Below are 14,447 nucleotides of genomic sequence, written 5' to 3'. Positions count from 1 at the left end.
GCTTCGCGGCGAAGCGTTATTTCAGTTTCTGAGCCATGGCTTCCAGGGCCAATCTATACCCTAGCGTGCCAAAGCCGCAAATGACGCCAAAGGCGACTGCCGACACATAAGAATGGTGTCGGAAGGCCTCGCGCTGATGAATATTGCTGATGTGAACTTCCGCAACCGGCAGCGCCACGGCCTTGAGGGCATCGTAGATTGCCACCGAAGTATGCGAATAGGCGCCGGGATTGATCAGGATGCCATCGGCCGTGCCGAGCGCTTCCTGGATCCAGGTGAGCAGTTCGCCTTCGTGATTGGATTGGCGGAAGTCGATGGCAAGGTCGAAATCGTTTCCGGCGGCCCGGCAAAGGGCCTCGACATCTGCCAGGGTCTGCGCGCCGTAAATTGCCGGTTCGCGCTTGCCGAGCATGTTGAGGTTCGGGCCGTTGAGGACGAGAACGTGCTTTGCCATGATCTCTAGCGTTGTGCACCGGCTGTTTCCGGTGGTGCAAGGCCGGTTACACGAAATGCACCGAAAAGGCGAGCCTTCCCGGTGCGTTGAGGCCAACTATCCAAAGAGTCGGGCGATATAAGGGCTAACTACAAGCCGTCTCGCCGCAAGCGCGCATATTGGCGATGCGGGTGCGCAGATCATCCACCCCGATCGCGCCAGGAATGATCTCATTGCCGATGATATAGGTCGGCGTCCCCGTAATCCCGAGCGATTGCGCGATCTGGTAAGACGTCTGGATGGTCTTGGCCACCCGATCCTCGCCCATCTGCAGTTCAAGATTGACCGGGCTCAGGCCCAGGTCAGCCGCTGCCGCGAGGGCCACTGACTTGTCCACCTTGCCCCGGCTCGAAAACAGCGCCTCGTGGAACGTCCAATAATCGACATCCGACTCGCCGACGAGCACGCCGATCCGCGCCGCATCGATCGACTCGTTGGAGAGGATCGGGAATTCCTTGAGAATGACCTTTAGGCCAGAATCTTCCGCCAGCAGCGTCGCGAGATCGGGCAGGGCAGCACGGCAATAGCCGCAATTGTAGTCGAAGAATTCAACCAGCGTCACGTCGCCATTGGGATTGCCCAGGACGACCTGACCGGCGCCATTGAAGATCGCATCATGCATCTCAGCGATCGCCGTGCGCGCCTTGGTTTCGCCCTCGGCCTTGAGCGTGTCGTCCAGCGCCACCGAAAGCCGCTGCAACAGCTTGGGGTCGCTCATCAAATAGCTCTCGATCATCGGGTTCAGCACGGCCGGATCGATCGCCGCCGTTTCCTGCGCGGGCGCCGTCACCTCTGGTGCTGCCGCCTGACGCTCGTCGAGAACCTTTTCAACGATGGCGCGAACCGCGACGGTATCTGTGGCCGGCGCCGGACGGTTGAGCTGCGAATAGCCCAGCGCACCTGCAAGAATGCCGGCCACAGCCGCCAAGACGATAGACAGACGGTTCATCTGATCCCCAACGCTTTGAATTCACTTGCGGCCTTCTAGCAGACCACGCGCCACACTGGCACGGAACAATTGCTGCCGTCTGAAGCGCGGTTTCAATTGTTGTTGAGTTGCACCACGCTTGTCGCTAGTCCCGTGTCAAACAAGGACACTGCCGATGACCGCCCACAGCACCGACGGCCTGATGCCATTTCTCGCCATGGACATCCTCAACCGCGCCAAGGTGCTGGAAGGGCAGGGCCGAACGATCTGCCATCTTGAACTGGGCGAGCCCGGCCAACCCCCCGCGCCAAAAGTCCTCGAAGCCGTCGCCCGCGCGCTCCCCAATCCGCAGGGTTATACCAGCGCCAAGGGCTTGCCCGCGTTACGCGAAGAACTCGCACACTATTATGAGCGCCAGCACAACGTCGCCGTCAGCCCGGATTTGATTCTGGCGACAATGGGTTCGTCGGCAGGCTTCATCCTCGCCTTTCACACCGCCTTCCGCCCCGGCGCCCGCATCGCCATCACGCGTCCAGGCTATCCCGCCTATATCAACACAATCATCGGCCTCGGCTTCCAGGTCGCCGAAATCCCGGTATCAGCTGCCAATAACTGGCACCTCACCGGCGCCCAGATCGAAGCCGCCTACAATAAGATGCCCTTCGACGGCCTACTCTTTGCCAGTCCGGCCAATCCCACAGGCTCCGCCGTCGATCGCGCCGGTCTCGCGGACATCATCGACACCTGCAAGCGGCTGGGCATCACCTTCATCTCCGACGAAATCTACCACGGCCTCGATTATCGCGGCCCCTCGATCTCGGCGCTCGAACTGACGCGCGATGCCATCGTCATCAACAGCTTCTCGAAATACTATTGCATGACCGGCTGGCGCATCGGCTGGATGGTGCTCCCAGAAAGCCTCGTCCGCCGCGCCGAAGTTTTGCAGCAAAACCTCTTCATCTCCGCGCCAACACTCAGCCAGATCGCCGCCACTGCCGCGCTCGGCGAACGCGACTATTCCGAAGAGCAAAAGGCCATCTACGCCGAAAACCGCCGCATCCTCACCAAGGGCCTTCAAGACCTCGGCTTCGACCTCCCCGCCGCCGCTGATGGCGCCTTCTATGCCTATGCGGGAATATCGAAGTTTTCCAACGACTCACTGGCCTTTTGTGAATCACTTCTCGAACAAGCCGGCATCGCCTCCACTCCCGGCGTCGACTTCGACCGCACCAGCGGCCAAGGCTACATCCGCTTCAGCTACGCCGGCACCAGCCAAACCATCGAACTTGCCCTAGAGCGCTTGGACAAATTCTTGAAGGCCGGCGCGTGACCATCCCGACCTTGCAAACTGAGCGTTTGATCCTCCGGCCGATGCGGCAGGATGACCTTCGGCCCTATTGCGAACTGATGTCCTCCCCGCGCGCAACTTACATGGGCGGACCGCACGATGAGGTCGCTGCCTGGCACATGTTCTGCCAGGATATCGCACTCTGGACCATCTATGGCCATGGCTGCCTCATGATCGACCTCAAGTTCGACGGCCTCTGCATCGGCCAGGTCGGCATCAATCACGGCCCGCTGTTCCCGGAAAAGGAATTGGGCTGGTTTCTCTATGATGGCTTTGAAGGCCACGGCTATGCCACAGAGGCCGCCATGGCGATGCGCGATTGGGCTTTTTGAAATCTTGGGTCTCGGCACGCTGGTCAGTTATGTCGACCAGAATAATCTCGCCTCCGCCAAAGTTGCCCGACGTCTTGGCGGGATCGAGGACCCCGCTGCCCAGCGGCAGGACCCAATCGATCTAGTCTTCCGCTATACCAAAACCGACGTTTAGCGTGGCCGCGCCGCTGGCGTAAACACACGCAACCGATGCCCGTCAGGATCGGCTACGACGAACGTATAGCCAAAATCCATCCGCGTCGGCCGCTGCAAGACCGAGGCCTTGCCGGACCAATCGGCAAATGTCGTATCGACTGCAGCGTCATTCTCTTCGCTGAATGTCACTTCGACCCCGCCCGCCGCACGCGGCGCCGGCTCGATTTCGCTCGCGATCCAAAGCCCGAGCTTGATCCCGTTAGGAAGCACATAAAGCAGAAAAGTCGAGGATGCCTCGACCGGCTCGATCCCGAGGAGAGGTGTATAAAAGGCGCGGCTGCCAGCGATATCGGCGACGGCCAGAAGAATGTAATTAAGAATACGCATCGGTAAGCTCCTTTTCGATGAGCTCACTCTAGCGCTGGGGACTGTCAGTTTCCGGCAGTGCCTCGCTCGCTCACCGTGGCGGAATCCCCTCGCGTTCCCGCCACGCCTTCAGCATCACGGCGCGCCGTCTGGGATAACGCACTTCAGTTGGCGTCAGCGCCGTGATCCGGTCGATGCGGAAACTACGAAAGTCCTCGCGCAATTCGCACCAGCCAACGACTACCCGCACCGCCTCGAAAAAGCCGATCATGAACGGCCAGATCGTCCGCTCCGATACAGCGCCATCCGCCCCGCGATAGCCGATCACAAGCTTCCGCTCGTTGCGAATGGCGAGCCGGATCACGCCGGCATCGATCTGATCCTCGGCCGTCTTTGCCGTCTGGGCGACCAGAAGATTTGTCGCCTCGGCGCTCTCGCGCAGTTCACTTGGCAATACGGCCAAAATCTTGCTCAGCGCCTGTTCGGCTGATCGACTCAGCCGCTCATCCGCCGATCGCCTCGCCACCCAGCGCGAGCCAAGCACGATCGCCTCGATCTCATCGGCCGAAAACATCAGCGGCGGTAGCGTAAAACCCGGCCGCAGAACATAGCCCAGCCCCGGCTCGCCCTGAATGTCAGCGCCCTGCGCCTGCAGCGTCGCGATATCCCGGTACAGCGTGCGAATGGAAATACCGAGTTCGCGCGCGAGGTCTGGGCCGGTCACGGGCACGCGCTTGTTGCGCAGCAATTGCAGGAGATCGAGCAGGCGTTCGGATCGCGACATGATGGAAAAAGGGCGGCCCGAAAGCCGCCCTCCTCAAATTCTAGCCGAGACCCAGCCGGCGCTGCCACCAGCCGACTTTTTTCTTCTTGTCCGGCTCGCCTTCACTTGCGGCCTCCGCCGCTTCCGGCGTATTGGCGCTCGATGAAACCACGACGCCTTCGGGCGGCAGTTCCTTCTTCTGGCGCTTCGGCCGGGTTTCAGTGGCTTCAGCAACCGTCTCGGTCACCGGTGCTTCGGCCTCAGCCACACCAGCGGCTGGCGCCTCGACTGCAGCAGGCGCCTCAGCGGCAACCGCTTCTTCTGCCACCGGCTCAGCCTTCTTGCGGGTCCGCGGCTTGCGCTTCGGCTTTTCCGCGGCTTCCTCGGCAACAGAGGCGGGTACTTCTGCAACCACTTCTACCGGTGCTTCGGCATCCGTCGCCTTGGCCTTGCGGGTGCGCGGTTTGCGCTTCGGCTTTTCGGCCGGTGCCTCTTCCGCGGCTGGAGCCACGGCTTCCACTGCAGCGATAGCCTCTTCTGCACTGGCTTCTGCCGGTATGTCCTGCGCCAGCACCGTTTCGGCGATTTCGGCCTGCTCGGCTTCGCTCGTCAGCACGGAAGCCAGAACTTCCCCGCTATCGGCGCCATCGGTCGTGCCTTCGCCATCGCGACGGTTGCGACGGCCACCACGGCGGCCGCGGCGACGGCGACGACGCGGTTCTCCATCAGCGTCGAGTGCATTGGCGTCATCGCCACCTTCGCCTTCGCCGGCGTCTTCTTCCGAAGTTTCGGCATCGGCTTCAACGGCTTCGACTTCGCGGGCCTGCTGCGGCGGGCGTTCTTCGCCACGCTCGCCATTGCCACCACGACGGCGGCGACGACGGCGGCGACGGCCGTTGCCTTCACCCTCGCCATTGTCCTGGCGGGCTTCGACGGCTTCTTCTTCGTCCTCGGTCTCTTCTTCCTCGACCTCGACGTCGTCGTCCGCCTCGTCGATGACAGCGCTATCGACACGCACATGGCTTGCAACGCGTTGATCGACATAAGAGGAAACGCGAGTTTCGCCCTTTTCGATCGAGAACTGGTGGCCGGTCAGCTTGCTGTCGGCCGTGATGGTGATCGACAGCGAATTGCGGGCTTCGAGCGCCGTCAGCGTGTCGCGCTTGAAGTTGAGGATATAGAGCGCCACGTCGGTCGGCACACGCACATTGATCGACTGGCCCTGCTTGCGCAGTACGTGGTCCTCGATGTGACGCATGATCATCAGCGCCAGGCTTTCCGTCGAGCGCACCAGACCGGTACCGTCGCAGATCGGGCACTTGTGCGTCGAGCTTTCGACGACGCCGAACCGGATGCGCTGACGGCTCATTTCCATCAGGCCGAAGTGCGAAATCCGGCCCACCTGAATGCGCGCGCGGTCGTCCTTCAATGCGTCCTTGAGCTTGCGCTCGACCGCACGGTTCGAGCGGTTCTCCATCATGTCGATGAAGTCGATGACGATCAGGCCGGCAAGGTCACGCAGGCGCAACTGGCGCGCCACTTCGTCCGCCGCTTCCAGATTGGTCTGGAGCGCGGTGTCCTCGATATTGTGCTCCTTGGTGGAGCGGCCCGAATTGACGTCGATCGAGACCAGCGCTTCGGTCGGGTTGATGACGATGTAGCCGCCCGAGGGCAGGGTGACCGTCGGCGAGAACATCGAATCGAGCTGCGCTTCGATGCCATATTTCGAGAACAGCGGCTGATCATCCTTGTAGAGCACGACATTCTTGGCGTGGCTCGGCATGATCATGCGCATGAAGTCTTTGGCTTCGCGGAAGGCGTCATCGCCAGCCACGAACACTTCGTCGATGTCCTTGTTATAGAGATCGCGAATGGTCCGCTTGATCAGCGAGCCTTCCTCGTAAACGAGGCAAGGCGCCTGGCTCTGCAGCGTCAGCGTGCGCACGCTTTCCCAGAGGCGCATCAGATATTCGAAATCCCGCTTCACTTCGGCCTTGGTGCGCGTCGCGCCTGCGGTGCGCAGGATGACGCCCATGCCCTGTGGCACTTCCAGGTCCGAGGTGATTTCCTTGAGGCGCTTGCGATCGGCCGCATTGGTGATCTTGCGCGAGATGCCACCACCGCGCGCAGTGTTCGGCATCAAAACGGAATAGCGACCGGCGAGCGAAAGGTAGGTCGTCAGAGCTGCGCCCTTATTGCCGCGCTCTTCCTTGACCACCTGCACCAGCATCACCTGGCGGCGCTTGATCACTTCCTGGATTTTATACTGGTGGCGGCGCTGCTGGCTGCGCTGACGACGCTCCGGCACTTCTTCGAGCGCATCTGCGCCACCAATCGATTCCACTGGCTCGCTATTGGCCGGTGCCTGTTCGATATGGCTTTCTTCTTCGCCGTCGTGGTGCTCGGCCTCAGCTTCGGCTTCCGGTGCAGCTTCTGCAACGGGCGCGGCCTCTTCAGCTTCCTCGTGGCTTTCGTCGTCGTGCTCTTCTTCAGCGAGCAGCGCTTCGCGATCGGCGACCGGGATCTGATAATAGTCCGGGTGGATTTCGCTGAAGGCGAGGAACCCGTGGCGATTGCCGCCATATTCGACAAAGGCCGCCTGCAGGGACGGTTCGACGCGCGTCACCTTGGCGAGGTAGATATTGCCCCGCAATTGGCGGCGGGTCGCCGATTCAAAGTCGAACTCTTCCAGCCGATTACCGGCTGTGACGACAATCCGTGTTTCTTCCGGGTGGATGGCATCCACCAGCATTCTCTTGGTTGCCATAAAAAACTCCGCGCACCCGCGCGCCAAAAGCAGGCAGCCGGCGAACCAGATAACCAGGCTCGGCGCGTTGCGGGGCGAATGTGTTGAAAACAATCGGGCGCGAACCTCTCACGTTCTGCGCACCGGCAAATTCGGTCATGGCCGGGAGAAAGGGCGAAGCAAAACGGCAATCGTCTTTTTCGATCGCGTCGCGCTTTGTCCGCCTGCGGGCCATATGACCTCTTCCTATTGGGCAGTGAACCTGAAAACGGTCCGCCACCGTCCGATCCCGAAGGAATCGAAATTCGTCATCGAAGGCGCTGAAAATCGCCGCTTTCAAACCGGTCATGTGCTTGTGTGGCACAAAGAGCCGGACGGGTTCCGCAGCGGCGCGACAAGACCTCCAAGGGTCGGTCGCTGGCGCTCGCGAAATACCTGCGCCTTCATCTAAGCGTGTAGGGGGCTTGCGCCAGATTAGCAACAGGAAACTCTAAAAGTGAGGATTATCGGGACTTTTGCGAGCACCAGTTCTTTGCCTCTACTGCCAAATCATCGCATAAGCCGAACTTGCCGTAGAATCGCCCGAAGCGCATGAGACACGGCTTATCGCTACGTGTGAGGCTCAGTCTGGTTTTGATTTTAAGCGTCATTCGTTCGCTGCTTTTCGGCTTTCTTGCTGTCCTCGGCGCCGCTTTGCCGGCTCTCGCCCAGGATGCTGCCGCCCCCATCGGCCTCCCCAATGTCATCGATGCCCGCATCACCGTGGGCGAAGACCGCGCGCGCCTTGTCATCGATCTTGCCGCCAAGACCGAATTCTCCTTCGTATCCCTCACCGAGCCCAACCGCCTCGCGATCGACGTGCGCGCCGGGACCTTCTCCGTCCCAGAGCCAACCGGTGAGCCCACCGATACGACGATCATCTCCTCCTATGCGGTCGAACAGGCCGCCCCCGACCGCGTCCGCACCACGCTCTTTCTCGCTGGCCCCGCCCAGGTGCAGCAGGCCTATGTTCTTGATCCCTTCGAAGACCAGCCCGCGCGCCTCGTCGTCGATATCATCCCCGCCGATGACGCAACCTTCGCCGCCAATGTCGAAAAAGACCGCGCCGCCTCGGCTGCCGTCGAGACCGCAGCGCAATCGACCCCCGCCGGTGGCTCCGAACTCCCCGTAGCGACAAAGCCCCTCGTCGTCATCGACCCCGGCCACGGCGGCATCGATAGCGGCGCGGAAGCCGCCAATGGCATCAAGGAAAAGGATATCGTTCTCGCCTTTTCCAAAAAGCTCCAGCAATTGCTGATCGCCTCCGGTCGCTTCGATGTCGCCCTGACGCGCGAGGACGATACCTATCTCCGCCTCGAAGAACGCGTCGAACTTGCGCGCACCAATAAGGCCGATATCTTTATCTCCATCCATGCCGACAGTTTCCAGCAGCCCGAAATCCGCGGCGCCAGCGTCTATACGCGCGACGAGAACGCGACCGACGTGCTCGATAAGGTTCTGGCCGACAACGAGAACAAGTCCGACGTCATCGCCGGCTTCGCCATGCCGCAAATGGCCCCCGAGGTCGTCGATATTCTCCTTGACCTCATGCGGCGCGAAATGCGCGTCCAGTCTTATGTGGCCGCTCAGGCCATCGTGCATCAGCTCGAGCCCAGCGTCGCCCTCCGCCGCTTTCCGGTGCGTCAGGCCGATTTCTTCGTTCTCCAGGCACCCGACGTTCCCTCGGTCCTTATCGAACTCGGTTTTCTCTCCAATCTCGATGACATCACCAATTTGACCCAGTCCGATTGGCAGGACCGCACGGCCGAGGCGATTGCCCGCGGCATCTCAACTTATTTTGACAGCGTCGGGCCGGAGCAATGAGCGACGGGATTCTTCGGCGCTACAGCTTCTGCTATTGTTTTTTGCCGATGTGAATCGGGGCAGGGCGCCCCGTATTCGCGTCGTGAGGTATTTGATGCATGTTTAGACTACTCGGCTGGCTCTTCGGCTTCGGCATGTTCCTGGCGCTCGGCGGCGTTGCCGCAGCCGCGGTCTATCTCGCCACCGTCTCCGCGCAGCTTCCTGATTATACCGTCCTCAAGGATTATCAGCCGCCGGTCACGACGCGCGTTCACGCCGCCGATGGCACCCTGCTTGCCGAATATGCCCGCGAACGCCGTCTGTTCCAGCCGATCGAGACTGTCCCGCCGCTGCTCGTCCACGCCTTCCTCTCGGCCGAAGACAAGGACTTCTATTCCCACAACGGTATCGCCATCGACGGCATCGTCCGCGCCATCCGAGACAACATCCTTGCGCGCGCCGAAGGCAACAACTCCATTCAGGGCGGCGGTTCGAGCATCACCCAGCAGGTGGCCAAGAACTTCCTGCTCACCTCCGAGCAGACCTGGGATCGAAAGATCCAGGAAGCCATCCTCGCCATTCGCATCGAGTCGACCTTCTCCAAGGACAAGATCCTCGAGCTCTACCTCAACGAAATCTTCCTCGGCCTCAATTCCTATGGCGTTGCCGCCGCCGCGCTCAACTATTTCGACAAGGCGCTCTATCAGCTCAATCTCAGCGAAGCCGCCTATATCGCCGCGCTCCCCAAGGGCCCGAACAATTACCATCCGTTCCGCCGCCCGCAGGCCGCCATCGAGCGCCGCAACTGGGTCATCGATCGTATGGTCGAAAATGGCTATGCGACGCCCGAAGAAGCCGAAGCTGCCAAGGCTGAACCCCTTAATGTCATTCCCCGCGCCGCTGGCAGCCAAGTCTACGCCGCTGAATATTTCACCGAAGACGTGCGCCGCGAACTCGCTAAGCTTTATGGCGAAGACCAGCTCTATGGCGGCGGCCTCTCTGTCCGCACCACGCTCGAACCGCGCCTCCAGGAATATGCCCGCCGGGCTTTGATGGATGGGCTGATCCAATATGACCACACCCGCGGTTTCCGTGGTCCTGTCGCCAGCATCGAGCTCGGCGAAGATTGGGGCCTCGATGTCGCTAAGGTGAAGCCGCTCAGCGACGTGCCCGAATGGCAGCTCGCCGTCGTCCTCGAAGTCGGCGGCAATCAGGCCCGCATCGGCCTCCGCCCCGAAAACGATGTCGACGGCGCAGTCACTCCGGCTCGTGTCGAAGGTACATTGGCCGGCCCCGATATCCGCTGGGTCTCCAAACCCGTGCAGGACATCCTCAAGGTCGGCGACGTCATCTATGTCTCGCAAGTCGCGGGCAAAGAGGGCGCCTATACACTCGAGCAGGTCCCCGAAGTTGAAGGCTCGCTCGTTGCCATGGACCCGCGCACCGGTCGCGTCCTTGCCATGGTCGGCGGCTTTTCCTTTGCCGAATCCCAGTTCAACCGCGCCACCCAGGCGCTCCGTCAGCCCGGCTCGTCGTTCAAGCCCATCGTCTACGCCGCCGCGCTCGACAATGGCTATACGCCCGCCTCTGTTATCCTCGACGCGCCCGTCGAAATCCGCAATGGCGACGGCTCCATCTGGCGCCCCGAAAACTATGCCCAGGAATTTTACGGTCCCCAGACCCTCCGCCGCGGTATCGAGCGCAGCCGAAACGTCATGACCGTGCGCCTCGCGCGCGACATCGGCATGCCGCTGATTGCCGATTACGCCCGCATGTTCGGCATCTATGACGATATGCAGCCCGTGCTTGCCATGTCGCTCGGCGCCGGCGAAACCACCAATATGCGCATGACTTCGGCCTATGCGACCATCGCCAATGGCGGCCGCAAGATCGTCCCGACGCTCATCGACCGCATCCAGGATCGCTACGGGCACACCGTCTACCGCCACGACGAACGCGTCTGCGAGGGCTGCACCGCCACCGATTGGCACAATCAGGGCGAGCCGCGCATCCTCGACAATCGCGATCAGGTCCTAGATCCGATGACGGCCTACCAGATCACCTCGATGATGGAAGGCGTCGTCCAGCGCGGCACCGGCACCGCCGCCCGCGCCCTCAATCGTCCCGTCGCCGGCAAGACTGGCACGACCAACGACTACAAGGACGCCTGGTTCGTCGGCTTCACCCCCGAACTCGCCGTCGGCATCTATATCGGCTACGACCAGCCACGCTCGATGGGCAATTCCTCGACCGGTGGCGGCATGGCCGTGCCGATCTTCACCAATTTCATGGCCAAGGCCATGCAGGGTAAGCCGCCCACGCCATTCAACGTCCCGGCTGGCATGACCACGGCATGGATCAATCCGAGCACCGGCGTACAAGCTTACGAGGGCCAATCTGCCATCGAAGAAGCCTTCAAGCCCGGCACTGGCCCCAATCTGATGACCTCTGTTATCGGCGTCGATGTGCAGGGCTATGATGCCGCCGCCCGCCAAATGCAGATGCAGCAGCAATATGGCGGCGGCTACACCACCCAGCCGAGCGGCAATGGCCAATATCTCGATCCGAGCCTAAGCGCGCCGGGATACTGACCACGCCTCGACCTCATTCCCGCGAAGGCGTGAATGCCAACCTAAAGCGCTGGCTCGTGGTCCGGAAACGGCGCTCGTTCCGGCGGTAAATCAGGGCCCGGCTCCGGATTGTCGAAAGGCTCATCGGGGTCCGGCGCGGGAATATCGCTATCGGGATCTGGCAGTTCTGTCGGGTTGGAAATGGGCGGTACCGGCCCGGGATCGGGCAGGGTAGGGCTTGGCTCGAGCGGCGGAAAAGACATCGCATCCTCCATTGACGAAGATGCAACCGCCCTGGACAGCCAAGAGTTCGCCCGCTCCCGCCTTATTGACCCAAGGCAAGGCCCAGAGAATACCTCCCGCCTTGCAACGGTCCCGATCTCTGCCCATTGTTATCGCATGACCATCAAGCACACCGTCGCCGCTGTCCTGTTGTTGAGCGCCTTTGCATCGCCCGCCTTCGCCGCATGCCCGGCGCCGACGGCGACTGAAGACACGCCTGAACATCTCGCGCAGCAGCGTGAGCGCCTTGTGTGCCTGCAGAATGAAATCGCCCGCACCTCTGAAGATCGCCAACGCGATTTCGAGATCGAGGCCATCGGGCGCAGCGTGGATCAGATCCAACTTCAGCGCAAATTCGACGCGCTCAACTTCGAGCCACCAGAGCTCTAAGCAGTCAGCACATCATCGATTTCGGAAAAAGTGGTGCCCCCCGCCGGACTCGAACCGGCACGCCTCGCGGCGGAGGATTTTGAGTCCTCTGCGTCTACCATTCCGCCAGAGGGGCACGGGATGGGTTCCTAGCCCAGCCCATCGAATCTGGCAACAGGCCGCAGGCGATATTCCGCATCGGAAAACCGATCAGTTCCCCGATTGACCGTCCTGGCCGATGCGCCTAGAAATCGCACGTGTCATCGCCAAGCCTCCAGTGCCCGTCCAGCCTGCACCCAGTTTTTTGGGTGTGAATTGGTCCCTCCGGCTTTCTGATTCAGTCAGTCCGCCGTCCGAAGGGGCCTTTGCTGTGATGCTCGCCTTTGCCGATCGGCCTTACCGGTTCGGCAAAATGCGATAGAGCTAACCACCAGTTCCTCTGGAGTGCATTCATGAACCCCGATTCCACGCGCCCCTTGTGGCAGCGTTTCGCCATCTTCCTCTTGCCGCTCATGGCCTCGAATATTCTTCAGGCTCTGTCCGGCACCTTTAATTCCATTTTCATCGGTCAGATGATCGGCGTCGATGCGTTAGCGTCCCTCGCCACCTTCTTCCCGATTCTGTTCTTTCTCATCAGCTTCATCATCGGCCTCTCCGCCGGCTCGACCATTTTGATCGGCCAGGCCTGGGGCGCGCGCAATCTCGAACGGGTCAAGCAAGTCACCGGTACGACCCTGACGACGGCGTTCGTCCTTGGTCTCATCGTCGCCATCATAGGCAGCGTCTTTATCGAGAGCATCATGTCGGTCCTCGGCGCGCCCGACAACATCAGGGAAACCTCCATCGGCTACGGCCGCATCATGTTCCTCGGCATGCCCGGCTTCTTCGTGTTCCTCATCATCACCTCGATCCTGCGTGGGGTGGGGGATACGATCACCCCACTTTTCTCGCTGGTCCTCTCGATGATCGTCGGCGTCATCCTCACTCCCGCGCTCATCGAGGGCTGGTGGGGCCTGCCGCAGCTCGGCGTCAATTCTGCCGCCTGGGCCTTCATCGCCGGCTTCGTCGTCGTGCTGACATTCCTCTTTTTCTATATGCGCGCCCGCAAGCTTCCCCTCGCGCCGGATGCCCAATTGCTCCTCGCGCTCAAGCCCGATTTCCAACTCTTGGGCCTTATCCTGAAGCTCGGCGTCCCTGCCGGCCTGCAGATGGTCGTCGCCTCGGTGTCAGGCATCGTCGTTGTGGGCCTCGTCAATCGCTTTGGCTCCAATGCCACGGCGGCCTATGGCGCACTCAACCAGGTGCTGAACTATGTCCAGTTCCCGGCGATGTCGATCGGCATCGCCACCTCGATCTTCGGTGCTCAAGCCATCGGCGCCAAGCGCAACGATCAGCTCGAAGCCATCACCCGCACGGCGTTACTGATGAACCTCATCATCACCGGCGGCCTCGTCCTCATCGCCTATCTCTTCAGTGAGCAACTGGTCGCGCTGTTCATCACCGATCCAAGCGTCATCGAACTGACCGAACATCTTCTCCGCATCGTCCTTTGGGCCATCATCCCCTTCGGCTTCGGCGTGGTGTTCTCCGGCATGATGCGCGCCAGCGGCATGGTCTATGCCCCCATGCTCCTCTCGCTCAGCGGTATCCTCTTCATCGAGCTTCCCGGCGCTATCTGGCTCAGCCAGACCAGCCTCGGCCTCTCCGGCATCTGGGTCGCCTACGCCACGAGCTTCACCGGCATGATGGTCCTCCAGGCCGCCTGGTACCATTTCGTGTGGAAGAAAAAGAAGATCGTGGCCCTGGTCTGAAGGGAGGAAACCCCCTCCCGGCCGCCTCATCAAGGGGGGATCGAGTTTGGGGCTAGATCACGTCACGACCACCGGCCAGACACCTCCCCATTGATGGGGGAGGCTGGGAGGGGGTGAAGAGAGCCACCAGCCCATCACAAACAAAAAGGGCGCCCAAGGCGCCCTTTCTCATTTCTCGCCGAACTTCATCGACACCGCCCGTTTGCCCCCTGGGGCAAACACGTCGATATCGATGCTGACCGGCTCCTGCACCATCCGGCGCGTCCGCGCCGATAGGGCCAGCACGACATTCATCAGTTCGCCCACCGAGCGCCGCTGCTTGGGCAGCAGCCGCTCCGTCATCCCCGATAGCGCCTTGTTCCGGGCTGTCATGTCCGGAGAGGCGAGGGGCGAGCGGCCAATAAAATTGGCAAGCTCGATCAAGGCATTGCGTTCGCTCATTGGGCTACTCCAAACACAGGC

The 14,447-nt window shown here is 61.3% G+C and carries 13 protein-coding genes, 1 tRNA gene and 1 pseudogene; 7 read left to right on the top strand and 8 right to left on the bottom strand.

What is annotated here, in order from left to right; translation table 11 throughout:
- Positions 1-16: 16 nt before the first annotated feature.
- A complete protein-coding gene (gene aroQ / locus DevBK_RS06190) occupies positions 17-454 on the bottom strand; it encodes a type II 3-dehydroquinate dehydratase (RefSeq protein WP_317184827.1) in 438 nt (145 codons plus the stop codon).
- A 124-nt stretch (positions 455-578) separates the two neighbouring features.
- The gene (locus DevBK_RS06185; protein ID WP_317184826.1) at positions 579-1,442 is read right to left on the bottom strand and encodes a DsbA family protein; all 864 of its coding nucleotides are present in this window, start codon (positions 1,440-1,442) and stop codon (positions 579-581) included.
- Between the two features lie 154 nt (positions 1,443-1,596).
- Here DevBK_RS06185 and DevBK_RS06180 point away from each other — a divergent pair, with 154 nt between their 5' ends.
- On the top strand, positions 1,597-2,751 hold the full coding sequence (locus DevBK_RS06180; RefSeq protein WP_317184825.1) for a pyridoxal phosphate-dependent aminotransferase: 1,155 nt from the start codon (positions 1,597-1,599) through the stop codon (positions 2,749-2,751).
- A gap of 41 nt (positions 2,752-2,792) precedes the next feature.
- Positions 2,793-3,255 (top strand): annotated as a pseudogene (locus tag DevBK_RS06175) (GNAT family N-acetyltransferase).
- Here DevBK_RS06175 and DevBK_RS06170 read toward each other — a convergent pair.
- From DevBK_RS06170 to DevBK_RS06160, 3 genes are all read right to left on the bottom strand, one after another.
- Positions 3,252-3,623 (bottom strand): VOC family protein, encoded by a 372-nt coding sequence (locus DevBK_RS06170; RefSeq protein ID WP_317184824.1) that lies wholly within the window; start codon positions 3,621-3,623, stop codon positions 3,252-3,254. The pseudogene DevBK_RS06175 and the gene DevBK_RS06170 overlap by 4 nt on opposite strands.
- Before the next feature lie 70 nt (positions 3,624-3,693).
- The gene (locus DevBK_RS06165) at positions 3,694-4,386 is read right to left on the bottom strand and encodes a YafY family protein (protein WP_317184823.1); all 693 of its coding nucleotides are present in this window, start codon (positions 4,384-4,386) and stop codon (positions 3,694-3,696) included.
- 40 nt (positions 4,387-4,426) lie between these two features.
- On the bottom strand, positions 4,427-7,132 hold the full coding sequence (locus DevBK_RS06160; RefSeq protein WP_317184822.1) for a ribonuclease E/G: 2,706 nt from the start codon (positions 7,130-7,132) through the stop codon (positions 4,427-4,429).
- Here DevBK_RS06160 and DevBK_RS06155 point away from each other — a divergent pair.
- From DevBK_RS06155 to DevBK_RS06145, 3 genes are all read left to right on the top strand, one after another.
- Positions 7,101-7,562 carry a hypothetical protein gene (locus tag DevBK_RS06155; protein WP_317184821.1) on the top strand — a complete coding sequence of 154 codons (462 nt, stop codon included), beginning with the start codon at positions 7,101-7,103 and terminating at the stop codon, positions 7,560-7,562. The genes DevBK_RS06160 and DevBK_RS06155 overlap by 32 nt on opposite strands.
- A gap of 140 nt (positions 7,563-7,702) precedes the next feature.
- Positions 7,703-8,974: an N-acetylmuramoyl-L-alanine amidase gene (locus DevBK_RS06150; protein ID WP_317184820.1), complete on the top strand. Its 1,272-nt coding sequence runs from the start codon at positions 7,703-7,705 to the stop codon at positions 8,972-8,974.
- Between the two features lie 98 nt (positions 8,975-9,072).
- Positions 9,073-11,544, top strand: a complete 2,472-nt coding sequence (locus tag DevBK_RS06145) for a penicillin-binding protein 1A (RefSeq protein WP_082461257.1) — start codon at positions 9,073-9,075, stop codon at positions 11,542-11,544.
- A gap of 41 nt (positions 11,545-11,585) precedes the next feature.
- Here the strand turns inward: DevBK_RS06145 and DevBK_RS06140 are convergent, their stop codons facing one another.
- Positions 11,586-11,786, bottom strand: coding sequence for a hypothetical protein (locus DevBK_RS06140; RefSeq protein WP_156352177.1), 201 nt, complete (start codon positions 11,784-11,786; stop codon positions 11,586-11,588).
- A gap of 136 nt (positions 11,787-11,922) precedes the next feature.
- On the opposite strand from DevBK_RS06140, the gene DevBK_RS06135 reads away from it, so the two are divergent.
- Positions 11,923-12,195, top strand: a complete 273-nt coding sequence (locus tag DevBK_RS06135) for a hypothetical protein (RefSeq protein ID WP_061906769.1) — start codon at positions 11,923-11,925, stop codon at positions 12,193-12,195.
- 31 nt (positions 12,196-12,226) lie between these two features.
- On the opposite strand, the gene DevBK_RS06130 is transcribed toward DevBK_RS06135, so the two are convergent.
- Positions 12,227-12,310, bottom strand: a tRNA-Leu gene (locus DevBK_RS06130).
- A gap of 316 nt (positions 12,311-12,626) precedes the next feature.
- On the opposite strand from DevBK_RS06130, the gene DevBK_RS06125 reads away from it, so the two are divergent.
- Complete coding sequence (locus DevBK_RS06125; protein WP_317184819.1) at positions 12,627-13,985, top strand: MATE family efflux transporter; 1,359 nt, start codon at positions 12,627-12,629, stop codon at positions 13,983-13,985.
- A gap of 168 nt (positions 13,986-14,153) precedes the next feature.
- On the opposite strand, the gene DevBK_RS06120 is transcribed toward DevBK_RS06125, so the two are convergent.
- Positions 14,154-14,426, bottom strand: a complete 273-nt coding sequence (locus tag DevBK_RS06120; protein ID WP_061906767.1) for a hypothetical protein — start codon at positions 14,424-14,426, stop codon at positions 14,154-14,156.
- Positions 14,427-14,447: the final 21 nt, after the last annotated feature.

This window comes from Devosia sp. BK (assembly GCF_032907385.1).
Classification (GTDB): Bacteria; Pseudomonadota; Alphaproteobacteria; order Rhizobiales; family Devosiaceae; genus Devosia.
The sequence above is the reverse complement of the archived record's forward strand: the minus strand, read 5'-3'. Positions and strand labels throughout refer to the sequence as shown.